General features: G+C 61.5%; 18 protein-coding genes. 13 read left to right on the top strand and 5 right to left on the bottom strand.

Features of this window, described 5'->3' with window-relative positions; genetic code table 11:
• Window positions 1-24 precede the first annotated feature (24 nt).
• The 8 genes from FG13_RS11655 to FG13_RS11620 all read left to right on the top strand — a co-directional run bounded on the left by FG13_RS11655 (window position 25) and on the right by FG13_RS11620 (window position 16,275).
• Complete coding sequence (locus tag FG13_RS11655) at window positions 25-1,647, top strand: GAF and HD-GYP domain-containing protein (RefSeq protein ID WP_035821018.1); 1,623 nt, start codon at window positions 25-27, stop codon at window positions 1,645-1,647.
• A complete protein-coding gene (locus FG13_RS11650) occupies window positions 1,644-3,899 on the top strand; it encodes a CHASE2 domain-containing protein (RefSeq protein WP_035821015.1) in 2,256 nt (751 codons plus the stop codon). Before FG13_RS11655 ends, FG13_RS11650 begins: the two co-directional genes overlap by 4 nt.
• Window positions 3,900-4,109: 210 nt before the next feature.
• Window positions 4,110-5,720 (top strand): ShlB/FhaC/HecB family hemolysin secretion/activation protein, encoded by a 1,611-nt coding sequence (locus tag FG13_RS11645; RefSeq protein WP_035821013.1) that lies wholly within the window; start codon window positions 4,110-4,112, stop codon window positions 5,718-5,720.
• Window positions 5,721-5,736: 16 nt separating this feature from the next.
• Window positions 5,737-11,850: a YDG domain-containing protein gene (locus FG13_RS30450; protein ID WP_051958951.1), complete on the top strand. Its 6,114-nt coding sequence runs from the start codon at window positions 5,737-5,739 to the stop codon at window positions 11,848-11,850.
• A complete protein-coding gene (locus tag FG13_RS11635; protein ID WP_035821010.1) occupies window positions 11,819-12,574 on the top strand; it encodes a FecR family protein in 756 nt (251 codons plus the stop codon). The genes FG13_RS30450 and FG13_RS11635 overlap by 32 nt, the downstream gene beginning before the upstream one ends.
• A gap of 103 nt (window positions 12,575-12,677) precedes the next feature.
• Window positions 12,678-15,110: a heavy metal translocating P-type ATPase gene (locus FG13_RS11630; RefSeq protein ID WP_035821008.1), complete on the top strand. Its 2,433-nt coding sequence runs from the start codon at window positions 12,678-12,680 to the stop codon at window positions 15,108-15,110.
• Between the two features lies 1 nt (window position 15,111).
• Window positions 15,112-15,531 carry a Cu(I)-responsive transcriptional regulator gene (gene cueR / locus FG13_RS11625; protein WP_035821007.1) on the top strand — a complete coding sequence of 140 codons (420 nt, stop codon included), beginning with the start codon at window positions 15,112-15,114 and terminating at the stop codon, window positions 15,529-15,531.
• A 21-nt stretch (window positions 15,532-15,552) separates the two neighbouring features.
• Window positions 15,553-16,275 carry a glutathione S-transferase gene (locus tag FG13_RS11620; protein ID WP_035821005.1) on the top strand — a complete coding sequence of 241 codons (723 nt, stop codon included), beginning with the start codon at window positions 15,553-15,555 and terminating at the stop codon, window positions 16,273-16,275.
• A gap of 47 nt (window positions 16,276-16,322) precedes the next feature.
• Here FG13_RS11620 and FG13_RS11615 read toward each other — a convergent pair whose 3' ends face one another.
• The 4 genes from FG13_RS11615 to FG13_RS11600 all read right to left on the bottom strand — a co-directional run bounded on the left by FG13_RS11615 (window position 16,323) and on the right by FG13_RS11600 (window position 18,909).
• A complete protein-coding gene (locus FG13_RS11615) occupies window positions 16,323-16,523 on the bottom strand; it encodes a heavy-metal-associated domain-containing protein (protein WP_035821003.1) in 201 nt (66 codons plus the stop codon).
• 64 nt (window positions 16,524-16,587) lie between these two features.
• A complete protein-coding gene (locus tag FG13_RS11610) occupies window positions 16,588-17,529 on the bottom strand; it encodes a bestrophin family protein (RefSeq protein ID WP_035821001.1) in 942 nt (313 codons plus the stop codon).
• 261 nt (window positions 17,530-17,790) lie between these two features.
• Window positions 17,791-18,255: a membrane protein insertion efficiency factor YidD gene (yidD, locus tag FG13_RS11605; protein ID WP_235211719.1), complete on the bottom strand. Its 465-nt coding sequence runs from the start codon at window positions 18,253-18,255 to the stop codon at window positions 17,791-17,793.
• A gap of 21 nt (window positions 18,256-18,276) precedes the next feature.
• On the bottom strand, window positions 18,277-18,909 hold the full coding sequence (locus tag FG13_RS11600; RefSeq protein WP_152598751.1) for a site-2 protease family protein: 633 nt from the start codon (window positions 18,907-18,909) through the stop codon (window positions 18,277-18,279).
• A 225-nt stretch (window positions 18,910-19,134) separates the two neighbouring features.
• On the opposite strand from FG13_RS11600, the gene FG13_RS11595 reads away from it, so the two are divergent.
• The 5 genes from FG13_RS11595 to FG13_RS29435 all read left to right on the top strand — a co-directional run bounded on the left by FG13_RS11595 (window position 19,135) and on the right by FG13_RS29435 (window position 23,051).
• Window positions 19,135-19,449 (top strand): hypothetical protein, encoded by a 315-nt coding sequence (locus FG13_RS11595; RefSeq protein WP_035820997.1) that lies wholly within the window; start codon window positions 19,135-19,137, stop codon window positions 19,447-19,449.
• Window positions 19,450-19,638 (top strand): hypothetical protein, encoded by a 189-nt coding sequence (locus FG13_RS30445; RefSeq protein ID WP_161784178.1) that lies wholly within the window; start codon window positions 19,450-19,452, stop codon window positions 19,636-19,638. It begins immediately after the preceding gene.
• A gap of 39 nt (window positions 19,639-19,677) precedes the next feature.
• A complete protein-coding gene (locus tag FG13_RS29440; RefSeq protein ID WP_081922541.1) occupies window positions 19,678-20,694 on the top strand; it encodes a PoNe immunity protein domain-containing protein in 1,017 nt (338 codons plus the stop codon).
• A 209-nt stretch (window positions 20,695-20,903) separates the two neighbouring features.
• Window positions 20,904-21,920 (top strand): PoNe immunity protein domain-containing protein, encoded by a 1,017-nt coding sequence (locus FG13_RS30660; RefSeq protein ID WP_200880275.1) that lies wholly within the window; start codon window positions 20,904-20,906, stop codon window positions 21,918-21,920.
• A 108-nt stretch (window positions 21,921-22,028) separates the two neighbouring features.
• Window positions 22,029-23,051: a PoNe immunity protein domain-containing protein gene (locus tag FG13_RS29435; protein ID WP_161784177.1), complete on the top strand. Its 1,023-nt coding sequence runs from the start codon at window positions 22,029-22,031 to the stop codon at window positions 23,049-23,051.
• 195 nt (window positions 23,052-23,246) lie between these two features.
• Here FG13_RS29435 and FG13_RS11575 read toward each other — a convergent pair whose 3' ends face one another.
• Window positions 23,247-25,067, bottom strand: a complete 1,821-nt coding sequence (locus tag FG13_RS11575) for a PhoH family protein (RefSeq protein WP_035820992.1) — start codon at window positions 25,065-25,067, stop codon at window positions 23,247-23,249.
• Between the last annotated feature and the right edge of the window lie 178 nt (window positions 25,068-25,245).

The raw sequence follows: 25,245 nt of genomic DNA, 5'->3' as shown, positions 1-25,245 counted from the left end.
TTTCTTTACCTGATTGCCACCAACATGCCTCAGTTGCACCCTGAGAAAATCGCCCACAGACTGGAGCAATTGACCGAACTCAGTGTCGCGCTCGGCCACGGCCTGGGCGGCGAGGGGCACGATATCGGCGCGCTGTTGCAGCGTATCGTGCTGCTGGCAAAAAGCATGAGCGGCGCCGATGGCGCGACCCTGTACCGGCCCGTGGCCGAGGGCCGCCAGCTGGCGTTCGACATCAGCGTCAACGACAGCCTGGGCATCGCGCAGGGCGCGGACATGGGCTTGCCGGGCGTGCCCCTGTACGACGCTGCCGGCCAGCCCAATCTGGCGTCGGTGGCCGCGTATGCGGCGAACCTGCGCCGCAGCGTGAATATCGCCGACGTCTACCGCGACGAGGCCTTCAATTTTTCCGGCATGCGCGAGTTCGACCGCCACCACGGCTACCATACGCAATCGATTTTGACGGTGCCCATGAGCGACCATGAGGGCGACCTGATCGGCGTGCTGCAGCTGGTCAATGCCAAGGATGGCGAGACGGGCCAGGTGCGCGCCTTTTCCTCGACCGACCAGCGCTTCATCGAGGCGCTGGCCGCGCAGGCGGGCGTGGCGCTGACGAATCAATTGCTCATTTCGCAGCTGGAAGAGCTGCTCGAGTCCCTGGTCACCCTGATCAATATCGGCATCGATGAAAAGTCGCCGTACACGGGCCGCCACTGCCAGTTCGTGCCCGAGCTGACGATGCTGCTGGCCGACGCCGCGCACGCCACGCAAACGGGGCCGCTGGCCGATTTCCGGCTCAGCGACAACGAGCGCAAGCAGCTGTGGCTGGCCGGGCTGCTGCACGACTGCGGCAAGATCACCACACCCGTGCACGTGGTCGACAAGGCCACCAAGCTGGAAACGATTTTCGACCGCATCGCCCTGATCGACACGCGCTACGAAGTGCTGCTGCGCGACGCCGAGATCGCGGCCCTGCGCCAGCAGGCGGCGCAGCCGCAGCAACAAGATGCCATTGCCCGCGCGCTGGAACGGGAGCAGGCGGCGCTGCGCGAAGAGCGCGATTTCATCCGCACGGTCAACGTCGGCGGCGAAAGCATGGCGCAGGCGGACCAGGAGCGCGTGCGGCAGATCGCCAGGCGCCGCTGGCGCGCGGCCGATGGCGAATTGCGCGATTTTCTCGACGCCGACGAGACGGAAAACCTGACCATCCGCGCCGGCACCCTGACGGCGGCCGAGCGGGCCATCGTCAACAACCATATCAGCGTGTCGATCCGCATGCTCGAAGCGCTGCCGTGGCCCAAGCACCTGCAAAAAGTGCCGGAATACGCAGGCGGCCACCACGAGCGCATGGATGGCAAGGGCTATCCGCGCGGGCTGACGAAAGAGCAGATGTCGGTGCCGGCGCGCCTGATGGCGATCGCCGATATTTTCGAGGCGCTGACGGCGCGCGACCGCCCCTACAAGAAGGGCAAGTCGCTGTCCGAATCGCTGCGCATCCTGGGTAACTTTAGCCTGAACGGGCATATCGACCCGGAGCTGTTTGACGTTTTCATCCGCAGCAAAGTCTATCTGACCTTCGCTGAAAAGCACATGCATCCGAGCCAGATCGATGCCGTCGACGAGGCGGCCATTCCGGGCTACACCCCTTGAAGCTGTCGCTGGCCTGGCGCAAGCATGGGGCGCGAACGCTGCTGGGCATATTCCTGAGCGTGGCGGCGGCCGTGCTGTGCCTGGCCGGCAATGACACGATTGCGCGGCTGGACGCCATGCTGGGCGACTGGCGCATGCGGGCCGAGACGCCGCAGCTCGACCGCCGCATCGTCATCGTCGACATCGACGAGCAAAGCCTGGCGCGCGTGGGCCGTTTTCCCTGGAGCCGCGACGTCCAGGCGCGCCTGGTGCGCCAGCTTACGGGCCATTACGGCGTGGCCGCGCTGGGCTTTGACATTGCATTCCCCGAAGCGGACACCAGTTCCGGCTACGCCGTGCTGCAAGGCCTGGCGCAGGGCGAACTGGCTGGCGTGGCCGGCTTGACGGCGCAGCTGGAAAAACTGCGCCCGGCCATGGATTACGATGGCCTGTTCGCCGAAGCCATGCGCGGCCAGCCCGTGGTGCTCGGCTACAGCGTCTCGGAGCAGCAAAGGAAGGGCGTGCTGCCCAAGCCGGCCTTCACCGTCGCCGACCTGAATGGCCGCACGGTGACGGCTTACGTGGCGCGCGGCTACGAAGCCAATATCGCGCCCCTGCAGGCGGCCGCGCAGGGCGCCGGCATCTTCACGGCGCTGACCGATGCCGATGGCGTCGTGCGTTCCTCGACCCTGTTGCAGCGTATCGGCGACGGCTATTACCCGTCGCTGTCGCTCGCCACCGTCGCCGTCTACCTGCAGGCGCGCGCCATCGCTCCCCGTTTCACGGGCACGGCCGACACCCTGTCGGCGCGCGAGCTGGCCGGCGGCGGGCTCGAACACATCATGCTGTTTACGCCGCGTGGCGCGCTGGCGATCCCCGTCGGCGAAGCCTTGACGACGACGGTGCAGTACCGCGGCGCGGGCGGCCCCGATGGCGGCGCCTTCCGCTATGTCTCGGCGTCCGACGTGCTGGCCGGCACGGTGCCTGCCGCGCTGCTGAAGGGCGCCATCGCGCTGGTGGGCACCACGGCGCCCGGTTTGAACGATATCCGCGCCACGCCCGTGAATGCCGAATATCCGGGCGTGGAAGTGCACGCCAACCTGATCAAGTCCATGCTCGACGGGCGCTTCAAGGCGCGGCCCGACTATGCGCTGGCATTGGAACTGGTGCAGATCGTGCTGTTTGGCCTGTTGCTGGCGGGCGCCCTGGCCGTGTTGCCGCCGGCCGGCGTGATGCTGGCGACGCTGGGCGCGCTGGCGGCCGCCATCGGCATCAACCTGTACCTGTACACCGCGCACGACCTGGTGCTGGGCGGCGCCGTGCTGCTGTTGCTGATCGCGGCGCTGTTCATCGCCAATCTGGCGTGGGGCTACTTTTTCGAGGTGCGCAAGGGACGCGCGCTGGTGGCCCGTTTCGGCGAATACGTGGCGCCCGAGCTGGTGGCCGAGATGGCCGACGATCCGCAGCGCTACACCATGGAGGGCGAGAACCGCGAACTGACGGTGCTGTTTGCCGACGTGCGCGGTTTCACGGCCATTTCCGAGCAGCTGGCGCCGGCCGCGCTGCGCGAATACATCAACGCCTACCTGACGGCGATGTCGGAAGATATCCGCGACAGCCATGGCGGCACCCTGGATAAATACATCGGCGACGCCGTGATGGCGTTCTGGGGCGCGCCCGTCGCCTTTGGCGATCACGCCAGCCGGGCCGTGGCCAGCGCGCTGCTGATGCAGGCCAGCGCGGCGCGGCTGAACCTGCAGTTTTGCGCGCGCGGCTGGCCGGCGCTGCGCATCGGCATCGGCCTCAATACGGGGGCCATGCATGTGGGCGACATGGGCTCGCGCATTCGCCGCGCCTATACCGTCATGGGCGACAGCGTCAACCTGGCCGCCCGCCTGGAAGGCGCCAGCAAGCTGTATGGCGTGGGCATCGTGGTGGGCCAGGCCACGCGCGCCGCCGCGCCGGATTTCCTGTACCGCGAACTCGATCGCATACGCGTGCTGGGCAAGCAGGAAGCGGTGGCCATCTTCGAGCCGCGCTGCCTGCTGGCCGGCGCCCCCGCCGCCGAACTGGCGCAGCTCGAACGCTGGCACGCGGCGCTGGCCAGTCTGCGCGCGCGCGACTGGGCGGCGGCCGGCGCGCAGCTGGCCCGTTTGCAGGCGGACTTTCCCGACGACGATCTGTACCGGCTGTACGCGGCGCGCCTGGAGCAGTACCGCGACGCGCCACCGCCGGCCGACTGGGATGGCGTGACGGAATTGCACAGCAAGTAAGGCTGTGAGCGCGCCGGAAAATGCTAGCGATTGCGGCATTTTTATCCTGCTGCGCGCATGGTTTGTTGCGCTGCGATGAAAATCGCGGAGAAATGTTAGAAATTTCTGACTGGAAACTAAAAGCCGTCTAAAATTTGTCTTCAATCCATTGCCGGACGTGCAGGCGCCTGCGGGCCGCGCGCTTGTCCGGTTACACAAGAAATCCTTCACATGACATATCGTTTGGTGCACCTGCTTGCGGGTTCCGCGCTGCTGTTCGCCGTCGGCGCCGCCGGCGCTGCCGTTTCCGTGGATGAGGCCGTCCCTGCCGCGCAGGAAGACGGCGTGCCGCGCTTCGAGATCCGCCGCTTTGACGTCCAGGGCAATACCCTGCTCACCTCCGCGCAGGTGGACGCCCTGCTGGCGCCCTTTACAGGAGCGCAGCGCGATTTTTCCGATATCGCCCGCGCCGTCGAGGCGCTGGAAGCGGCTTATCGCGAGCGTGGTTACAGCGCCGTGCAGGTGCAATTGCCCGAACAGGAACTGGAACGGGGCGTGGTGCGCCTGAGCGTGCTGCAAACGCCGCTGGGCAAGCTCGCCATCAGTGGCAATGCCTGGGTCGACGAGGCCAACGTGCGGCGCGCCTTGCCGTCCCTGCGCGAAGGCGAGACGCCGAACGTGCCGGCCCTGTCGCAAAGCCTGAAGCTGGCCAATGAAAATCCCGCGCGCAAGATCGAAGTGCGCCTGCAGGCCGACGAGCCGGCCGGCGCCATCGACGCCATCGTCACGGTGGCCGATGAAAAGCCGTGGAAAGCCATGCTCAATGTGGACAATACGGGCAATGCGCAAACGGGCAAGACGCACGTGGGCGTGGTGCTGCAGCATGCCAACCTGTTCGGCCGCGATCACGTGGCCAGCCTGCAATACACGACCAGCCTGGAAAAGCCGGACAAGGTGGGCGTGTATGGCGCCGGCTACCACTTGCCGCTGTATGCGCTGGGCGACTCGATGGATTTTTTCGCCAGCTATTCGAACGTCGATTCGGGCAGCATCTCGGCCGGCATTGTCGACCTGGCCGTCAGCGGCCAGGGCAGCATGGCCGGCATCCGCTACAACCAGAACTTTGCCCGCAGCGGCGATTTCGAACCCAAGCTCGTGTACGGCGTCGACTACAAGGCTTACCGCAACAGCGTGCAGCTGTTCGGCATGGAACTGGGCGCCGACGTCACCGTGCATCCGCTCAGCGTCAGCTACATCGGCAACTGGACCTTGCCGACGGGCGAGACCAGCGTGGCGCTCACCTTCGCGCATAACATTCCCGGTGGCAAGCACGGCGCGCAAGCCGATTTCGACCGGGTGCGCGCGCACGCCAAGGCCGCCTACAACACCTTGAGCCTGAGCGCCAGCACGGGACGCGTGCTGGCCGGCGACTGGCAATGGCGCGCGCTCGTCAACGCGCAAGTCACGCCGGATGCGCTGGTGCCTGGCGAACAGTTCGGCGCCGGCGGCGCTTCGTCCGTACGCGGTTTTGCCGAGCGCGAGGTATCGAACGATTCGGGTGCCAACCTGAACCTGGAATGGTACACGCCGAACTGGTGCGGCCAGGCGCTCGGCTACCAATGCCGCGCGCTGGCTTTCTATGACACGGCATGGCTGCGCCGCAACCACGCGCTGCCCGGCGAAAGCGCCTCGCAGGCCATCGCCAGCGCCGGGCTCGGCCTGCGTTTGCTGCTGAGCCGTTACGCCAATTTGCAACTCGATTACGCCCACGTCGTCAATGGCGGCGACACGGGACAGCGCGATGCCAACCGCCTGCATTTCCGCCTCGGCTTGGCCTACTAGTATCAGGATGAACACCATGCACAACAACGTCCCGCACGCCTCCGTTTTCATCCTGACGCCACCGTTTGCACCACCCTTGCGCCGCACGGCGCTGGCACTGCTGCTGGCCGGCTGTTTCGGCGCGGCGCAGGCCAACCCCGCCTTGCCGCAGGTGGTCAACGGACAGGCGACGTTCAACCAGCAGGGCAACATCTTCTCGATCACGAACACGCCCAACACCATCATCAACTGGCAGAGCTTTTCCATCCATGCGGGCGAAATCACGCGCTTCATCCAGCAAAACGGCAATAGCGCCGTACTCAACCGCATCACGGGACAAGACCCCAGCAAGATCCTGGGCAGCCTGGAATCGAACGGCAAGGTCTTCCTGATCAACCCGAACGGCATCGTCTTCGGCCAGGGCGCGAAAGTGGACGTGAATGGGCTGGTGGCGTCCAGCCTGGGCATGACGAACGAAGATTTCCTGGCCGGCAAGCGCCAGTTCACGGCCGGCGGCGTGGCCGGCGGCGTCGGCAATGCGGGCACCATCAATGCGGGCAAGGGCGGGCAAGTGCTCCTGATCGCGCCGAACGTGGAAAACACTGGCATTATTACAGCGCCGAACGGCGAAGTGATCCTGGCGGCCGGGCGCAGCGTGCAGCTGGCCGACCCCGGCAATCCGCAATTGCGCGTGCTCGTTTCGGCGCCGGGCGACCAGGTCCTGAACCTGGGCCAGATCATCGCCCAGGGCGGCAGCATCGGCATGGCCGGTGCGTTGCTCAGCCAGCGCGGCGTGCTCAACGCCAACAGCGCCGTCGTCGGCGACAATGGCCGGATCGTCCTCAAGGCCAGCGGCAAGGCGCTGCTCGAAGCGGGCAGCGTCACCAGCGCCACGGGCGCGGCCGGCACGGGCGGCCAGATTCACGTGCTGGGCGAGCAGGTGGGTTTGCTGGGCAATGCGAAGGTCGACGCCAGCGGCGCGGCGGGCGGCGGCACGGTCTTGCTGGGCGGCGACTACCAGGGCAAGAACGCGGCCGTGCAGAATGCGCGCCAGGTACTCGTCGGCAAGGACGCCAGCGTCAATGCCGATGCGATCGTCAGCGGCAACGGCGGCAAGGTCATCGCCTGGGGTGATGACTCGGCCCAGGTGCGCGGCAGCATTTCCGCGCGCGGCGGCGCCCAGGGCGGCGACGGCGGCTTCGTGGAAACCTCGGGCCATTACCTGGCCGTCGACGGCATCCGGGTCGATACCAGCGCCCGCTCCAGCAGAGGCACGCGCGGCATCTGGCTGCTTGACCCATTCGATATCGATGTCGTGCAGGGCAGTGGCGGCAGCCTCAATGATGTGGACCAGTTCCTGGAGGGGCCGCCCGCCAGCAGCACCAGCATCGGTGCCGATACCATCTCCAACGCCAGCAGCAATGTGATCTTGCAGGCCCTGCACCGTATCAATTTCAGCGCTGCCGTCAACATGGTGAATGCCGACATCGGCCTGAGCGCCACGGCCGGCGAGACGATCAATGTGTACGCGCCCATCAGCACCAATGGCGGTAACGTGACCCTGTCGGCGAACGACGCCAGCAGCGGCGGCGCATACGGCCCCGGGTCGAACGTCATCCTGAACGCGGCGATCACGACGAATGGCGGCAGCGTGTCCCTGTCCGGCGCCAGCGTGGTGGGTGCGGGCGTGGTCAGTGTCGGCAATGGCAACCTGTTCCTGCGTGCCAACCATGCGGGCGGCGAAATTAACCTGACGGGCGGCGGCGCGCGGCTGGTCGGCAGCGGCATCGCCAACCAGAGCGTGACCCTGCAGGCGGACAGTATCACGCTCGGTGGCACCTTGAATTTCGGCGGTAGCGCCGCAGGCGCCAACGTGACGATCAAGCCCCTGAGCAGTGCGCGCAGCATCGACCTGGGCAGCAAATCGGGCACGGCCCTCAGCTTGGACGCGATTGAACTGGCTGGCATCTCGGCCGCATCGCTGACCATTGGCGACGGCACGAACACGGGCGGCATGCGGATATCGGATGCGCTCGCCAGGTCCGGCGATCTGCACCTCAATTCAGGTTCCGCCATCACGGCCACGGGCGCCGTGACGGTGGACGGCAGCTTTGTGCTCGACGGCGGCAGCTGGGTGCAAAACGCGGCCGTCCTGCCAGGGTTCAGCGCCAGAAGCTTTGCCATCGGCAGCGGCGCCAGCTTCCTGCGTGCGGTCGGCGGCGATGGCGGCGCGTCCTCGCCCTATCTGATCGCCGATATCCATGGCTTGCAAGGCATCGGCAGCCTTGGCTTCGGCAACAGCTATCGCCTGGCCGGCAACATCGACGCCAGCGGCACCGCGAACTGGAACGATGGCCAGGGTTTTGTGCCGATCGCCGGCAGCGGCGGCGGTTTTTCCGGCGTGTTCGATGGCGGCGGATTTACTCTCAGCAATTTGAAAATCGACCGCAGCGGACGGTCCGGTTCGGCGGCAGGCCTGTTCGGCACCGTCCAGGGCGGCACCTTGCGCAACCTGACCCTGAGCGGCGGCAGCGTCACCGGTACGGCCAATGTGGGCGCGCTGGCGGGCGAGGTCGTCAGCGGCATCATCGACGGCGTGAACAGCAGCACGACCGTCAGCGGCCAGCGCAATGTCGGCGGCCTGGTGGGCAGCAACGGCGGCGCCATCACCTTGTCCAGCAGCAGCGGCGCCGTCACCGGCGTCAATGCCGATGGCGGCGGCGCCATCGGCGGCCTGGCGGGATGGAATGCATCCAGCGCCAGCATCACGACCTCGTACGCCACCGGCGTGGTGACGGGCGCGCGCGAGATGATCGGCGGCCTGGTCGGCAACAACCAAGGCGCGCTGAGCCAGTCTTATGCCACCGGCAATGTCACTGGCGCGCGCAGCATCGGCGGCCTGGTGGGCCTGAACGGCGGCAGCATCGACGACGCGTATGCCAGCGGCGCCGTGGGCCGGGCCGGCGTTGCCGATCCCATCCTGGCCTGGGAAAACATGGGTGGACTGGTCGGCGAAAGCACGGGCAGCGTCAGCCATGTCTTCAGCAGCGGCGCCGTGACTGGCAACGGCTATGCGGCCGTGGGCGCGGTAGCCGGCCGCGTGGCCTCCGGTTCCCCGTTCAGCTATGGTTTTTTCAATTATGAAACGTCGCTGGTGCAGATGGATGGCGGTGGTTCCAGCGGACGCAGCACGGCGCAGATGCAGCAGCAGGGCAGTTTCAACGACTACAATTTCGGCAGCACCTGGCGCATCTACGAAGGCTACACGACGCCGATGCTGAAGGCTTTCCTCAAGCCGCTGCAAGTGAATCTTTCTGGCAATGCCGCGGGCAAGGTCTACGATGGCCAGCTGGCCGCCTTCCTCGGCGCGATCGGCTATGTGGGATTGCTCGACGGCGACACTGGCGTGAATGGCAGCCTCGGCTACGGCAACGCGCGCAACGTGGGCAGCTATGCGGCGACGGGCCTGTGGTCGACCAAGTACGACATCACGATGGGCGGCACGACGACCTTCGCTATCACGCCGCGCGCGCTGACGGTGAGTATCGGCGGCAATGGCAAGATCTATGACGGCACCCTGGGCTACGACGGCGTCAATTTCGTGCTGGGCAATGTGGTGGCGGGCGACAACATCAGCATCAGCGGCAGCGCCGCCTTCCTCGACAAGAATGCGGGCGGCAGCAAGGCCGTGCACGCCAGCGGCCTGGCCCTGGGCGGCAATGAGCTGGGCAACTACAGTCTGGCCGCGACGACGGCGGACGGCACGGCCGCCATCACGGCGCGCGTGCTGAACTATAGCGTCACCGGCGCGCAAAGCCGCGTGTACGACGGCACCGTGCAAGCTGGCCTGAATGGCTATTTTGAAGGCATGGTTTCGGGCGACCAGGTCGGCATGGCCGGCTTGCAGGGCAGCTTCCGCGACAAGCATGTCGGTACTGGAAAAACGGTTGATTACCAGGTGGCGGCAGGCCAGCTGACGGGCGCCGATGCGGGTAACTATGTTCTCAATGGAAATGCGGGCAGCACCACGGCCGACATCACGGCGCGCACCCTGAACGTGAGTTTTAATGGCGTCAACAAGACCTACGACGGCACGACGGGCGCGCAAGTGAACTTTGGCGACGACCGCATCCAAGGCGACGCCTTGACGGTGGCGGGCAATGCCGCGTTTGGCAACAAAAAAGCGGGCATGGGCAAGGCAGTACATGTGACGAACGTGGGTGTGAGCGGCGACGACGCGGGCAACTACGTGCTCAATAGAAATGCGGGCAATACCACGGCCGATATCGGCGCGCGTGCGCTGAACCTGTCCGGCGTGGTCGGCAACAAGGTCTACGATGGCACGACGGGCGCGCAGCTGAGTCTGGGCGATGACCGTGTCGCCGGCGACAGTTTAGTGGCCTCGGCAGTGGCCAACTTTGCGGACAAGAACGTGGGCGTAGGCAAGGCCGTGCAGCTCGCTGGCGCGGCGCTGACGGGCGCCGATGCGGACAATTACTTTATCGTCCTGCCGACGGGCTTGCTGGCCAGCATTACGCCCGCCAGCCTGACCCTGGTTGGTCTGAGTGCCGCCGGCAAGGTGTATGACGGCAGCACGAATGCGGCAGTCAGCGCCACGGCGAACGGCGTGCTGGGCCAGGATGTGGTCAGTGTGGTTGGCGGCAGCGGCAGCTTTGCCGACAAGAATGCGGGTGCCGCAAAACTGGTGACGGCCAGCGGCTTCCGCCTGGCGGGCGCCGATGCGGGTAACTACACCCTGGAAACGACGGGCGGCACGGCGCAGGCATCGATTGCGCAAAAGCAATTGTCGACCTGGGTTGGCAGCGGCAGCGGCTTGTGGAGCGATGCGGCCAACTGGGACGGCGGCGTGGTGCCGGAAGGTGCGAACGTGCTGGCCGTCGACTTTAGCAACAGCAAAGGCATCGTCACGTACAGCGCGGCGGCCGGCAACACCATCCTGAAAAACCTGAACTCGGCGACGGGCTTGCTGTTGACGGGCGGCAGCCTGACCCTCGGCGAGAATGTGCCGGACCGTTCCCTGTTGGGCAGCCTGGAAGTCAACGGCGGCAGCTTGCTGCTGAACGGCAGCCTGTCGGCGGACCGCTATGCGCAAGGCGGCGGCGTGCTGAGCGGCAACGGCAACTTGCTCGTCGCTAACAGTTTTAATCAGACGGCCGGCGCCATCCGGCTGGCGGGCCAGCTGGCCATCACGCAAGCGGCTGGCGATCTGCGCTTCGCCAGTCTGGCGGCGAATGATGTGACATTGAGCGCCCTGAACGGCGCCATCGGCCAGGACGGCGCCTTGCTCGCCGGCAGCGTCACTGCGCAAGCGCGCGACGGCATCGTGCTGGGCCATGCGGGCAACCAGCTGAGCAGTTTTACCGCAAGCAATAGCGCAGGGGGCGGCATTACGCTGAACAATACCTCGGCGCCGGGCACCCTGACCTTGGGAACGCTCACCACGGGCGCGGGCAATATCGCCATCGACAACACGGGCGGCGTCGCGGTTGGCAATATCAATGCGCATGGCGGCAACGTCAGCGTGACGGCGCACAGTCCCGTCACCGTCGTCGGCAAGATCGAAGGCAATGACATCGCGCTCGATGCCAGCACGGACGTGCTGCTGGGCGATGGCGCGCAACTGGTGGCGGCGCGCAATGTCAGCATGACGGCGGGGCGCGATATCAATGTCGGCGGCAATGCGCAGATCGCTGGCGGCGGCAATGTCAGCGCCAGCGCGGGCGCTAACGTACGCTTTGCGGACACGGCAAGTTTTACCTTGCCGGCAGCGGCCAGCATGAGCGTGCTGGCGAAAACGGGCAGCATCACGGGAGGCTCGGGCGTGCGCATCAACCGCCAGCGCAGCGGCGTGACCTTGCTGGCGCCGAATGGCACGGTGAGCATGGCGGACGCCATCTTCCTGCCAGCGACCACCATCGACAAGCCTGTGATCGACGCCGCCACGAGCGCGGCCATCGATGATGCCTTGCGCATCATCAAGCAAGCCGATCGTGCCAACGATACGCTCGTGTCCGCGCCGCAAGCCAAGCCGGACGACAAGAAGAAAGACAGCAAGGATGTTGCCGACGCCAAAGATAAACCCACAGGATACAAATTCGATGATGCCGCTAAAAAAATGTACTGCAATTAAGGCCTTGCTGTGGCTGGCCCTGACATGCGTGGGTGCGCACGCCTGGGCCGGACAGGTGGCCGGTACCGTCATGCAATTGAGTGGTCCGCTGATGGCCAAGAAGATGGACGGCAAGGTGAAAATCCTGGCCATCAAGTCCGAGGTCGAGCAGGGCGATACCTTGCTGACGGAAAAGGAGACTTATGCCTTGATCAAGCTGATCGACAATAGCGAAATCACGCTGAAGCCGAACACCAGTTTCGTGATCGAGCAATTCAGCTACACGGCCGAGCAGCCCGATGGCGACCATGCCATCTTCAGCTTGCTCAAGGGAGGCTTGCGCTCCGTCACGGGCCTGCTGGGCAAGCGCAACAAGGAGCGCTTCGAGATGAAGACGCCGGCCGCCACCATTGGCATCCGCGGCACGACGTTTATTGCCAGCTATGTCGCTCCCTCGGCAATGCCGTTGCCAACGGCGGCGCCATCGGCAGGACCAGGCCTGGCTCCGGGCCTGTATGTGCACGTGCTTGAAGGCCTGATCCAGGTGAGCAATCCGGCTGGCGCGCAAAACTTTGCCCCTGGCCAGTTTGGCTTTACACCCAACTTCAGGCAGCCGCCTGTGTTGTTGCCCGTCAATCCAGGCCTGCCGTTCACGCTGCCGCCGGCCTTTTTGCCATCGCCCTCAAGCGGCGGCGCTCCGGCTGGCGGCACCAAGGCGGCCGCCATCGACTGCGTGGTGCGCTAAGTCTTCAAGCAAGCTCTGCACACCGTGCAAATAGGGCTTGACCTTCCCATCATGGGATAGCAGATCCTGACCCTATTCGTTAATCTTTCGTACAGGATCTGCCATGAACCAGAGTACACTCGCTCCCGCCAATTCCAGTCCGCCCCCTCCCGCCGCCGCGCATGCGCAGGCGCTGGCCATCGAAGGCATGACTTGTGGCTCGTGCGTGGGCCGCGTGGAAAAGGCCCTGGCCGCCGTGCCCGGCGTGACCCAGGCCAGCGTCAACCTGGCCACGGAAGTGGCCAAAATCACATCCGATACGCCGATTCCCCTGGCCACCTTGCAGGCGGCCGTGGAAAAGGCCGGCTACACGGTGGCGCAGCGCGAGATCGACCTGAATATTGCCGGCATGACGTGTGCCTCTTGCGTGGGCCGGGTGGAAAAAGCCTTGCTGAAAGTGCCCGGTGTGCTGGCGGCCAGCGTCAACCTGGCCACGGAAAGCGCGCGCATCAAGGTGACGGGCGGCCTGGAAGCAGGCACCCTGATCGCCGCCATCGACAAGGCCGGCTATGCAGCCACGGTGCCCGCTGCCAGCGCGGCCAGCGCGCCCGCTGCCGCACCGAACCGCGACGGCATGAAAGTGGCGTTCGCGGCCGTGCTGGCTTTCCCCTTGATGCTGCCGATGCTGCTCGAGTGGGCCGGCATCCATTTGATGCTGCCCGGCTGGCTGCAATTCGCCCTGGCCACGCCCGTGCAGTTTTACTTTGGCGCGCGTTTCTACAAGGCCGGCTGGAAGGCGGCCCGCGCTGGCAGCGGCAATATGGATTTGCTGGTGGCGCTGGGCACGAGCGCCGCGTATGGCTTGTCCGTCTACCAATGGCTGACGGCGGGCGAAATGCTGCCGCACCTGTATTTCGAGGCGTCGGCCGTCGTCATCACCCTGGTGCTGCTGGGAAAATGGCTGGAAAGCCGCGCCAAGCGCCAGACGGCCTCGGCCATCCGCGCGCTGCAAGTCTTGCGTCCGGAATCGGCCCGCGTGCGCCGCGACGGCGTCGAGATCGATTTGCCCGTGGAACAGGTAAAAGTGGGCGACCTGGTGGTCATTCGTCCCGGCGAGCGGGTGGCCGTCGATGGCGTGGTGGTGGAAGGCGCCAGCCAGATCAATGAGTCCTTGATCACGGGCGAAAGCTTGCCGGTCGATAAGCATCCGGGCGACAAGGTCACGGGCGGCGCCATCAATGCCGACGGCTTGTTGCTGGTGCGCACGCAAGCCGTGGGCGGCGAGACGACCTTGTCGCGCATCATCCGTCTGGTGGAAGATGCGCAGGCGGCCAAGGCGCCGATCCAGCACCTGGTCGACAAGGTCAGCGCGATCTTTGTTCCCGTGGTGCTGGTGCTGGCGCTGCTGACCATGCTGGGCTGGTGGTTCGCCACTGGCGAGCTGGAGAACGCCATCATCAATGCCGTGGCCGTGCTCGTCATCGCCTGCCCGTGCGCGCTGGGCCTGGCCACGCCGACGGCCATCATGGCCGGCACGGGCGTGGCTGCCCGTTACGGCATTTTGATCAAGGATGCGGAAGCGCTGGAAGTGGCGCACGCTGTCAATACCGTCGTGTTCGACAAGACGGGCACCTTGACCATTGGCAAGCCTGCCCTGGCGGCCCTGCATGCGCATGGCATCGACGATGCCCGCCTGTTGCAACTGGCGGCCAGCATCCAGCGCGGCAGTGAACACAGCCTGGCGACGGCCGTGCTCGATGCGGCTGGCGCGCGCCACATCGAGCCCTTGCCCGCGACGGCCCTGTCGGCCTTGCCGGGCCGCGGCCTGGCAGCACAGGTCGATGGCCTGGAGCTGAAACTGGGCAGCACGCGGCTGATGCAGGAGTTGAACGTGGACATGACGCCGTTGGCGGAGCAGGCCTTGTCGCTGGAAAACACGGGAAACACGATTTCGTGGCTGGCGTCGGGATCGGAACTGCTGGGCTTGTTCGCCTTTTCCGACCAGGTCAAGCCGAACGCGCAGGCGGCCATTGCCCACTTGCACAGCCTGGGCATCCAGACGGTGATGCTGACCGGGGACAACCAGGGCAGCGCGGACGCCGTCGGCAAGCTGCTGGGCATTGACACGGTGGCGGCGAAAATGCTGCCGGCCGATAAAACCGCTAAAATTGTCGCGCTGAAAGGCGAGGGCGCGAAGGTGGCCATGGTGGGCGACGGCATCAACGATGCGCCCGCGCTGGCGGCCGCCGACGTGGGCATCGCCATGTCGACGGGCACGGATGTGGCCATGCATGCGGCCGGCATCACCCTGATGCGCGGCGATCCGGCCCTGGTGGCGGACGCCATCGATATCTCGCGCCGCACCTACAGCAAGATACGGCAGAATCTGTTCTGGGCATTCATTTATAACCTGATCGGCATTCCCTTGGCCGCCTTCGGCCTGCTCAACCCCATGGTGGCGGGCGCGGCGATGGCCTTCAGTTCGGTCAGCGTGATCAGTAATGCCCTGTTGCTGCGCCGCTGGAAAGCCCGCAGCGCGCATACCAAGGAGTCATAGGATGAATATCGGCCAGGCGGCAAGCGAGACGGGCGTATCGGCAAAAATGATACGCTACTACGAGAGTATTTCATTGTTAAAACCCAGCGCGCGCAGCGACGCCGGTTACCGCATCTACACGCCGAACGATTTGCACGCCCTGCGTTTCATCAAGCGCGGGCGGGGGCTGGGCTTTTCGCTGGAGCAGATCCGCGAGCTGCTGTCGCTGTGGCAAAACGACCAGCGCGCCAGCGCGGACGTGAAAGGCATCGCGCTGGCCCATGTCGCCGATTTGAATCAACGCATCGCCGAACTGACGGAAATGCGCGATACCCTGGCGCACCTGGCGCAATCGTGCCATGGCGACGACAAGCCCGATTGCCCCATCCTGCAAAGCCTGGGGCTGGCCGGTGACAAGGAAGCGAAAGCATGTTGCCCTTGATGTAAGTCAACGGAGGTGGATATGGCGTATGAACTGTACTATTGGCCCGCGATACAGGGGCGTGGCGAATTCATCCGTCTGACCCTGGAAGAGGCGGGCGCCGACTACCGCGACGTCGCCCGCTTGCCTGAGCGCAAGGGGCAAGGCATTCCCGCGATGCTGGCCTGCCTCGACGGCGGCAGCACGCCACAGGCCGCCTACGCGCCGCCCGTGCTGCGCGATGGCGAGGTGCTGATCGGCCAGACGACGAATATCCTCTTGTATCTGGGCCGGCGCCTGGGCCTGGCGCCACGCGCGGAAAGCGGCCGTTTGTGGCTGAACCAGCTGCAGCTGACGATGGCCGACTGGCTGACCGAAGTGCACGACACGCACCATCCGCTGTCGATGAATCAATATTACGAAGAGCAAAAACAGGCGGCCATGCTGCGCAGCGCGGATTTCCGCCAAACACGTTTACCCAAGTTTCTCGATTATTTCACGCAAGTGCTGCTGAACAGCCGCGGCCAGTATCTGGTGGGGGCCAGACTCACGTATGGCGACCTGTCGCTGTTCCAGATGCTGGCCGGCCTGCAGTATGCGTTTCCGCAAGCCATGGCGCGCCTGGCGCCGCAGTATCCCGCCTTGTTTGCGCTGCACGATATGGTGGCGGCGCGGCCGAATATTGCCCGCTACCTGAAGTCAACGCGCAGGATACCCTTCAACGAAGAAGGCATCTTCCGCCATTATCCCGAACTGGATGGATAAAAAAACAGCCGGCGCAAGGGCCGGCTGTCTTGTCGAATCGACTGCTGTTATTTCGCGCTGGTAACGGGAAAGCCCGCCTCCACGATGGCGGCGCTGATGGCGCCCAGTTCGGCCGGTGATTCCACCGTGACGCGCTTGCTGGCCAGGTCGATTTGCACCTGGGCTTGCGGATCGATGGCTTGCACCGCTTTCGTGACCGAGCCGACGCAATGGCCGCAGCTCATGTTTTCAACTTGTAACTGATACATGCAAGCACTCCTTGAATGGTTAAGTGTGTCCACTGTAAGCCTTACCCCAATGGTAAGGTCAAGCTTAGTGCAGCAGAAAATCGTCAGCCTGCATGGGCGGCGGTATGTTCTCGTCCTGCACGGATTCGCGCAAGCTGATGTCGATGGCGCGGCACATGGCCGACAGCGGCAGATCGTTGGCGTCTTCGCCGAACGGTTCCTCGATCTCGTCGCCCAGCGCATCGAGGCCAAAGAAGGTGTAGGCGACGATGGCGACGACGAAGGGCGTCATGAAACCGAGCGAATCGACGAGGCCGAAAGGCAGCAGGAAGCAGTACAGGTAGGCCGTGCGGTGCAGCAGCAGCGAATACGAAAACGGAATCGGCGTGCTGCGGATGCGTTCGCACGAAGCGCCCGCGCCCACCATGGCCGAGACCGTGTTATCGATCTGCGTGGCCTGGATGCTGTCGATGCGGCCTTGCCGGACGCAGTCGGCCAGGTCGTGGCCCATCTGCAGCATCAGGTAGTCGGACGGATTCGATGCCTTGCAGGCCGCGTCCCATTCGGCCGGACGCAGCAGCGGCTGCAGGTCGGCCGGCCCGCGCGTGTCGCGCAGCTGGTGGCGCAGGGCGTGGCAAAAGGCGATGGTGCGGTAAATCATGCGCACGCGCACGTCTTCCAGGCCCAGCCTGGCGTGGGCCGGCGTATCGCTGCGTATCATCGTCTGGCACTGGCGCGAGAAATTCCGGCTGCGCAAGACCAGTTCGCCCCACAGCTTGCGCGCTTCCCAGTAGCGGTCGTAGGCGGCCGTGTTGCGAAAGCCCAGGAAGATGGCCAGCGGCAAGCCGATCAAGGTAAACGGGATGGTCGTGAGGATCACCTTGTGGTCGAACAGGGTGCCGTGGCACCAGGTGACGAGGGTGGCGATCAGGGTATTGACGATGAGCGTGGTGCGGATGCGCGGCAGGACGGAACCGCGCACCACGAGGAACAAGCGCAGCGCCGAAGGACGCTCGCGCACGATCATGCGGTGCTCCCTGTGGGGAGCTGGGCTGGCGGGGAACGGCGCGCCCGGTGATCGTTAAAAGGGGTAAGACGGAGTGGCAATGGCCGGGAACAAAAAGCCCGCGAGGTATGCGGGCTGAGCAGGGTGTGCATGGGAAGCAGTGTAGGGGAGACGGCTTGAGTATAGGCCGCTGACCCGTTTCCAGCCAATTCACAGTGATAATGGGCATCATTCATTTCATGAATGAATATTTCATTTGTAATTTAAATTCGCGTCATCACCTCAATGACGATTGTCTTTTTTCTTGCGCTGTGGCCAGTCGCAGCACTCGAAGATATCAGCAGTATCACATGCCTTGTCCAGGCAGTTCATCGATGGCAAGTCACAGGGCACGTCGCAGTCGCAATACCCCGCCTGTGCCTGGCGGCGCGCGCTGCGCCGTACTTGCGGATGCAGCGCGAGGTGTTGGCGATGCCGTTCGCCGCAGGCGCGCAAGCGGCGTTGCAACAGGGGCAGGCCCGTGCGCAAGCCATGACGTTCAATCACCCGGTAGCCATAGGCGGAGCAGCTGTCGCGCCCCGTCAGCACGCGGTAGGCGCAGGAAAAACCTTTCCATGGCGACAGGTAGCGCTGGTAGGCGCGAATGGCCCACAGGGCCAGGCGTGTGCCGCAAGTGTCGAACGAGAAAATGCCAGCTCCTTTGCCGAGGGCGTCAAGACGGTAGTGCGAGCATACGACAAGTGCCAAAAAAATAATAGCGCCAGCGGCCTAGGCTGCCATGATTTTCCAGCCATACCAGCCGAATGCCGCCACCCACGCCAGCAAGATCGCCAGCCCCGGCAGCAGCAGCCACTTCACCGCCGCCTCTTCCCACGCCGCATACGGCTTGCCGCCGCGCATGATGGCCAGCAGCGCCTGCCCCCCGTTCAAACCGGCAAACGGCAGCAGGTTGAAGGCGCACAGTTTCAACGAGAACAGGGCGAACGCCAGTGCAAAGCCGTGCGTGCGCGCAAACGTTTCCCCATCACCCAGCAATGCCTGCGCCGTCGACAACGGCGCCAGCGCACCGTGGACGATCTGCCCGAAGGCAGCGACAACGCGCTCCCAGCCCGACGCCCCCATGATGCCCAGCGACAAGGCCAGCAGCACCCCCACGCCGCTCAATGGCAGCAGCGCCTGCTTCCACAGCGGCTGGAAGTTATAGGCGTCAAGACATGGATCGTCGTCATACAAGGTTTCCTCGCGCGTATCCTTCAGCACCACGTTGCCGGCCAGGGGCAGCAGCTTGACCTGGACCTTTCCCACGGCCAGCAGGGTAGGTCCCACGCCATAGCTGATGCTGCGCACGGTAATGCCGAATGCGCGAGCGCACGCGGCCATGACGGAAATGTGGATGAGCATGAAGAGGGCGGCGCAGAGCAACAACGGGAGAATGGGATGCATTGCAGGAAAGTTGGGATGGTCAAAGCCATGTATTAGAACATAGCGCCAGGAAAGCTCTTGCCCGGTTGCGCGCATGTCAATCGAATCACTCTTGCTAGAAAAATAATTCTGAGGTGTAATGTCTTTAGCAAAAATATATATTTAGTAATTTTCAGGCGCGAGATCGCCTATTGGGAGTCGCTGATGCTCGCTTCGCCGCTTACGGACTTCACGCAAGCCACCAGATTACTGCAATTGACCACGCCACTGGGCGAAAATCGCTTGCTTGCCGAATGCGTGCGCGGCGAAGAAGGGCTCAGCCAGGGGTTTGCGTTTCAGATCGCGGCCCTGTCCACGGACGCCGCCATCTCGCTGCGCACGCTGATCGGTCAGCCCGCCCTGCTGCAGTTGTTGACCGCCACCAGCACCGACGACTGGCGCCCGTTTCACGGCCATGCGTTATTCGACCCGGACAGCGATGACGAACGCTATTTTTTAATCGTGCGCACGGTCCATTAGATGGATAACAACTTGAGCGCCGACTTGCAGGCAAGCATCGCGCAGAAAATCAGTACCGGCGTGCTGGCCATGGCGATCAGCAAGGAGCTGGACAGCGGCCAGCACGGCCTGGCGGCCATGACGGCCATGGCGGGCGCCAACTGGGTTTGCATAATAAATCAAGGTGCTCTAAACATCACGTGCAAATAATTTTTGATTTGCCAAAAAGAATTATAAAAAAGGTAAAGAATGAATGCATTATTAAGTTCTGCTGACTTTTCGAAAAGAAAGAGGGAAAATTTGTTGTCCTATGTTGTCTACGAAGAGAATTTTACAGGATTCATCACCTGTATTGAAAAATTGCGCAAGGCTTTTAGACAGCCAGATGAGAAATTAAGAGAAATCCCCTTATATAATTTCATGGTGGCTACTCAAGAGCAGGCATGGACTGTCGTCAATAATCTCGCAAATATGTACAGTGCTGGGCATAGTATAAATGAAATTAGATCACGCTACCCAGAGGCATTGGAGTGTTGGGAGCTATATGCGAGATATAATGAGGAATGTGACAATAGTCGAAAAAATGAAAATGACCGTGGATTTCCTCATTTCGCATTGCCTGGAAAAGACTATAACAAAGTAAATAGAATGCTTTGTTTTGGAATTTTATTGGGTTGGGGTGGTTTGATTTCGAAGTTGATTCCAATTATAGATTTCAATAATCACGAAAAAGATGGGATGATTGAGAGGATATTAAGCTATTACTCCGAAAATCGATCTGTTTCCTTGAATGATTGCGTGCGGCATCTGCCATATTTTAAGACATTGAAAATTTTTTCAGCCGCGGAAAAAGATCGTCCAGCTTTGATGGCCGAGTATTTGGACGATTGGTACCACGCCAGCCGGCGTGAGCCTTATTACGATGCGCATACGCGCGATATCTCGTTCTGGGGTTATTGGTCTTGGGAGGCCGCAGCCATCACTTTTTTGCTCGACATCGACGACAGCAGTTATGCCAGCGCGCAGTTCTATCCCAAGGACCTGGTCGATTTCGCAAGGCAGGCCAGAAAGGATTACGCGCCGGAAGGCAGCGCCCCGATGACGCCCAAGGAACTGCGCGCCAAGGCCGGCGATCCCTGTCCCAAGGCAGGATTATGGCAGTCGCTCGATGTGGAGCCGGAACTGCGTCGTTATCAACAGAACGAGGAAATGGATAATCTGGGCTCGGTGTATGGATTGACCGTCTGGCGATTTACCGAACAATGACTTTATGAGTAAGGATTTTTCTGAGTCTTGTGCGACGATCTTCCATCGTACATCATTGTAAAAAATGCCGATATAGGATTTTATTGAACGAATCTAAATGCCTGTCGATTCCCAATGCTTGGCCGTATTGATGTTAGAGATGGCAATAAGTTGTGAAATTGTTTTAAATATGCGCAAGGCGAAATTAAATAATGGATTAAAAATGATCTATGAGAAAAATTATTGATATCGGAAATTTTACTCGGAAAAAGAGAGATGAATTATTATCCTATGATATCTATAAGGAAAAGTGCGACGATATAGTTGAAACTTTTGATGTTGTGGGTGATGGTCTTAATAAAAATCAAGTTCATCTGAATAAGATTGAACCTGTAAAGCTAATGGTCGCCACCCGAAGGCGATCTTGGGATGCAATAGATTTTCTCTCTGTTCAATATAGTGCCGGTATTGAGATTAAAAAAATAAGAAATTTTTATCCTGAGGTGCTGAGTTATTGGGAGTCCTACGCCAAGTATAACGAGATTTATGATTCTCGACAAATATCGGAAGGTGATAGAGGTTTTCCACATTTCGAATTGCCTGGTAATGATTTTGATCGTGTAAATAGGATGATGTGTTTTGGTATTTTATTGGGCTGGGATAATGCAATTCCACTTCTGGTGCCAATCATTGATTTTAATAATTACCAAAAAGATGGGATGCTGGAGCGGCTGCTCGGGTTCTTTGTCAGTAGCCGACCGGAACCTCCCGACTCTTGTTTGCGGCATCTGCCATATTTTAAGACATTGAAAATTTTTTCAGCAGCGGAAAAAGATCGCCCAGCTTTGATGGCCGAGTATTTGGACGATTGGTACCACGCCAGCCGGCGCGAGCCATATTACGATGCGCATACGCGCGATATCTCGTTCTGGGGTTATTGGTCTTGGGAGGCCGCAGCCATCACTTTTTTGCTCGACATCGACGACAGCAGTTATGCCAGCGCGCAGTTCTATCCCAAGGACCTGGTCGATTTCGCAAGGCAGACCAGAAAGGATTACGCGCCGGAAGGCAGCGCCCCGATGGCGCCCAAGGAACTGCGCGCCAAGGCTGGCGATCCCTGTCCCAAGGCTGGACTATGGCAGTCGCTCGATGTGGTGCCGGAACTGCGTCGTTATCAACAGAACGAGGAAATGGATAATCTGGGCTCGGTGTATGGATTGACCGTTTGGCGATTTGTCGAACAATGACTTCATTGCGTATCTTTTTTAGAGTATAGGATAGTCATATTCCGTTGCGCAGAATTCGCAGCGAGATGCCGATTCAACCGTTTTATGTTTGTGAAGTGCCGGATAAAAATGACTTCAATGTTGAGTGAAGTGGTTTTCTTGAGTAAAAAAAGAGAAAATTTACTGGATTATGGAATTTACAAAGAGAATTATAATTCTTCGATGAGATCTTTTGATAAGTTAAAGCGAACGCTTCAACAAAAGGAAGAGGATTTAAGGAAAATTCCATTATATAATTTTATGGTGGGGACACAGCATCGTGCATTCGTCGCGATTGATCTGTTGTCAACGATGTATAGCGCGGGACATGAGGCAAATGAACTTCGATCATTCTATCCAGCTGCCTTGGAATATTGGATGCTTTACGCAAGCTATAACGAAGCTTATGACGAGAGTTTGAAAAATGAAATTGAGCGTGGCCACCCTCACTTCGCATTGCCTGGAAAAGACTACAATAAAGTAAATAGAATGCTTTGTTTTGGAATTTTATTGGGTTGGGATGGTTTAATTCCGAAGCTGATTCCAATTGTAGATTTCAATAATCACGAAAAAGATGGGATGATTGAGAGGATATTAAGCTATTACTCCGAAAATCGATCTGTCTCCTTGAATGATTGCGTGCGGCATCTGCCATATTTTAAGACACTGAAAATATTTTCAGCATCGGAAAAAGATCGTCCAGCTTTGATGGCCGAGTATTTGGACGATTGGTACCACGCCAGCCGGCGCGAGCCATATTACGATGCGCATACGCGCGATATCTCGTTCTGGGGTTATTGGTCCTGGGAAGCCGCAGCCATCACTTTTTTGCTCGACATCGACGACAGCAGTTATGCCAGCGCGCAGTTCTATCCCAAGGATCTGGTCGATTTCGCAAGGCAGGCCAGAAAGGATTACGCGCCGGAAGGCAGCGACCCGATGGCGCCCAACGAACTGCGCGCCAAGGCCGGCGATCCCTGCCCTAAGGCTGGATTATGGCAGTCGCTCGATGTGGTGCCGGAACTGCGTCGTTATCAACAGAACGAGGAAATGGACAATCTGGGTTCGGTGTATGGATTGACCGTCTGGCGATTTACTGAACATGAACAATGACTGCATTGCGTATCTATTTTCGAGTCTGAAAAAGCATCACTTGAAATCCAGGATATAGTCCGCTGCACGGGACGCATGGCCCTGCGGGGCAGCAGCCAAGCGCGGCACACGTAAAAAAGCCCCGGCCGCAATCGCTGCAGCCGGGGCTTTCGAATGAATGGGCAGCTTGCGCCGCCCGCTATCAGTTACTGCACGTTACAGCACTTCGCTGGCGTGGTCGGCCAGGCGCGAACGCTCGCCGCGGGCCAGGGTGACGTGGCCGCTGTGGGTCCAGCCCTTGAAGCGGTCGACCACGTAAGTCAGGCCGCTCGAGCCTTCCGTCAGGTACGGCGTGTCGATCTGTGCGATGTTGCCCAGGCACAGGATCTTCGTGCCGGGACCGGCGCGCGTGACCAGGGTCTTGACTTGTTTCGGCGTCAAGTTTTGCGCTTCATCGATGATGAGGAACTTGTTCACGAACGTGCGGCCGCGCATGAAGTTGAGCGACTTGATCTTGATGCGCGAGCGGATCAGGTCTTGCGTTGCCGCACGGCCCCATTCGCCGCCATCCGAGTCGGACTTGTTCAGCACTTCCAGGTTGTCGTCGAAGGCGCCCATCCATGGCGACATCTTTTCTTCTTCCGTGCCTGGCAGGAAACCGATGTCTTCGCCCACCGGCACCGTCACGCGGGTGACGATGATTTCATTGTAGAGCTTGGTTTCCAGCACTTGCGCCAGGCCGGCGGCCAGGGCCAGCAGGGTCTTGCCGGTACCGGCCTGGCCCAGCAGGGTGACGAAGTCGCATTCCGGATTCATCAGCAGGTTCAGGGCGAAATTCTGCTCGCGGTTGCGCGCCGTCACGCCCCACACATTGTTCTTCGTGTGGCTGAAGTCGCGCAGGGTTTGCAGCACGGCCGTCTTGCCGTTGATCTGTTTTACCTGGCCGTAGAATGGCGTTTCGCCGTTTTTCGGTTCCAGGTAGATGAACTGGTTGACCAGCAAGGATGGAATGAACGGGCCCGTCACGCGGTAGAACGTCGAGCTGTAGCCGTTCTTGCTTTCCTGCCACGATTCCATGTCCTTGCCGTGCTTGTTCCAGAAGTCGTCCGGCAATTGCACGATGCCCGAGTACAGCAAGTCCGTGTCTTCCAGCACATGGTCGTTGAAGTAGTCTTCGGCCGGCAAGCCCAGGGCGCGCGCCTTGATGCGCATGTTGATGTCCTTCGACACCAGCACGACAGGGCGGCCTTCCTGCTCTGCTTCCAGCGAACGCACGACGGCAAGGATCTGGTTGTCGGCCTTGCCCACTGGCAAGCCAGCCGGCAGGTCGGCGCTTTGCAGACGCGTCTGGAAGAACAAGCGGCCCTTGGCGTCCTTGTTGCCCAGCTTGGACAGCAGGATGCCGTGTTCGATGGCGTCGTCGTCCGTGTTGCTGATCAGGGCGTCGAGCGTGCGCGAAACCTGGCGTGCATTGCGCGCCACTTCCGTCATGCCCTTTTTATGGTTGTCCAGCTCTTCCAGGGTCATCATCGGCAGGTACACATCGTGTTCCTCGAAGCGGAACAGCGACGATGGGTCGTGCATCAGCACGTTCGTGTCGAGCACGAACAGTTTGCTGATGCCGCGCTGGTCGGCGGCGCGGCTGGCGGACGACTTGAGCTGCACTTCCACCGCCTTGTGCTTGGCCGGATGTGGCTGCTCGGCTTGCTTGACGGGCTTGATCGGCGTGACCTTGCCTTTTGCCGCCGGCTTGGCTTTCGCTGCGGGCGCAGCAACGGCGGCAGGCGTGGCCGCAACAGGCGCAGGTGCAGGTGCAGGCGCTGCTGGCTTGGCGACCATCAGGGCCGCCACTTGCTTGATCTTCGTGGCCGCATTGCGGACCGGCTTGGCAACTTCGGCGATCGCCGCTTCAATGATCGGTGCAGCCACTTTCTTGGCTGCCGGGGTTTTGGTGGCCGGGCGCGCTGCGCCTGCGGTTGGGTAATCTTGGGTGGCCAGGATGGTGGCTGGCTTGCTCGGTAATTTTGGCAGTGGCATCAGGATCTCAATCAAAAAATTTCTGGAATGAATCGCCCATGGGCAGCCAGCTTCTGGCGGCACTTCTCATGGGGTGGATGCGGGGGAACAACAATGCTACAGGACGAGTAACTGCCGGAAGGCCGGCAGCATGGCCGGTCATGGACGCCATAGTCGGGCTGCAGGCCCGCCTGGCGGA

Source organism: Janthinobacterium sp. RA13, assembly GCF_000745325.1.
GTDB lineage: Bacteria > Pseudomonadota > Gammaproteobacteria > Burkholderiales > Burkholderiaceae_D > Janthinobacterium > Janthinobacterium rivuli.
Note: the sequence above shows the minus strand (reverse complement) of the source record. Positions and strands in the feature narration are given on the sequence as shown.

Coding starts and splice junctions, on each gene's coding strand:
- FG13_RS11655 (WP_035821018.1), top strand. CDS start 25: ATGCCTCAGTTGCACCCTGAGAAAATCGCCCACAGACTGGAGCAATTG.
- FG13_RS11645 (WP_035821013.1), top strand. CDS start 4,110: ATGACATATCGTTTGGTGCACCTGCTTGCGGGTTCCGCGCTGCTGTTC.
- FG13_RS30450 (WP_051958951.1), top strand. CDS start 5,737: ATGCACAACAACGTCCCGCACGCCTCCGTTTTCATCCTGACGCCACCG.
- FG13_RS11635 (WP_035821010.1), top strand. CDS start 11,819: ATGATGCCGCTAAAAAAATGTACTGCAATTAAGGCCTTGCTGTGGCTG.
- FG13_RS11630 (WP_035821008.1), top strand. CDS start 12,678: ATGAACCAGAGTACACTCGCTCCCGCCAATTCCAGTCCGCCCCCTCCC.
- cueR (WP_035821007.1), top strand. CDS start 15,112: ATGAATATCGGCCAGGCGGCAAGCGAGACGGGCGTATCGGCAAAAATG.
- FG13_RS11620 (WP_035821005.1), top strand. CDS start 15,553: ATGGCGTATGAACTGTACTATTGGCCCGCGATACAGGGGCGTGGCGAA.
- FG13_RS11615 (WP_035821003.1), bottom strand. CDS start 16,523: ATGTATCAGTTACAAGTTGAAAACATGAGCTGCGGCCATTGCGTCGGC.
- FG13_RS11610 (WP_035821001.1), bottom strand. CDS start 17,529: ATGATCGTGCGCGAGCGTCCTTCGGCGCTGCGCTTGTTCCTCGTGGTG.
- FG13_RS11600 (WP_152598751.1), bottom strand. CDS start 18,909: ATGCTCATCCACATTTCCGTCATGGCCGCGTGCGCTCGCGCATTCGGC.
- FG13_RS11595 (WP_035820997.1), top strand. CDS start 19,135: ATGCTCGCTTCGCCGCTTACGGACTTCACGCAAGCCACCAGATTACTG.
- FG13_RS30445 (WP_161784178.1), top strand. CDS start 19,450: ATGGATAACAACTTGAGCGCCGACTTGCAGGCAAGCATCGCGCAGAAA.
- FG13_RS29440 (WP_081922541.1), top strand. CDS start 19,678: ATGAATGCATTATTAAGTTCTGCTGACTTTTCGAAAAGAAAGAGGGAA.
- FG13_RS30660 (WP_200880275.1), top strand. CDS start 20,904: ATGAGAAAAATTATTGATATCGGAAATTTTACTCGGAAAAAGAGAGAT.
- FG13_RS29435 (WP_161784177.1), top strand. CDS start 22,029: ATGACTTCAATGTTGAGTGAAGTGGTTTTCTTGAGTAAAAAAAGAGAA.
- FG13_RS11575 (WP_035820992.1), bottom strand. CDS start 25,067: ATGCCACTGCCAAAATTACCGAGCAAGCCAGCCACCATCCTGGCCACC.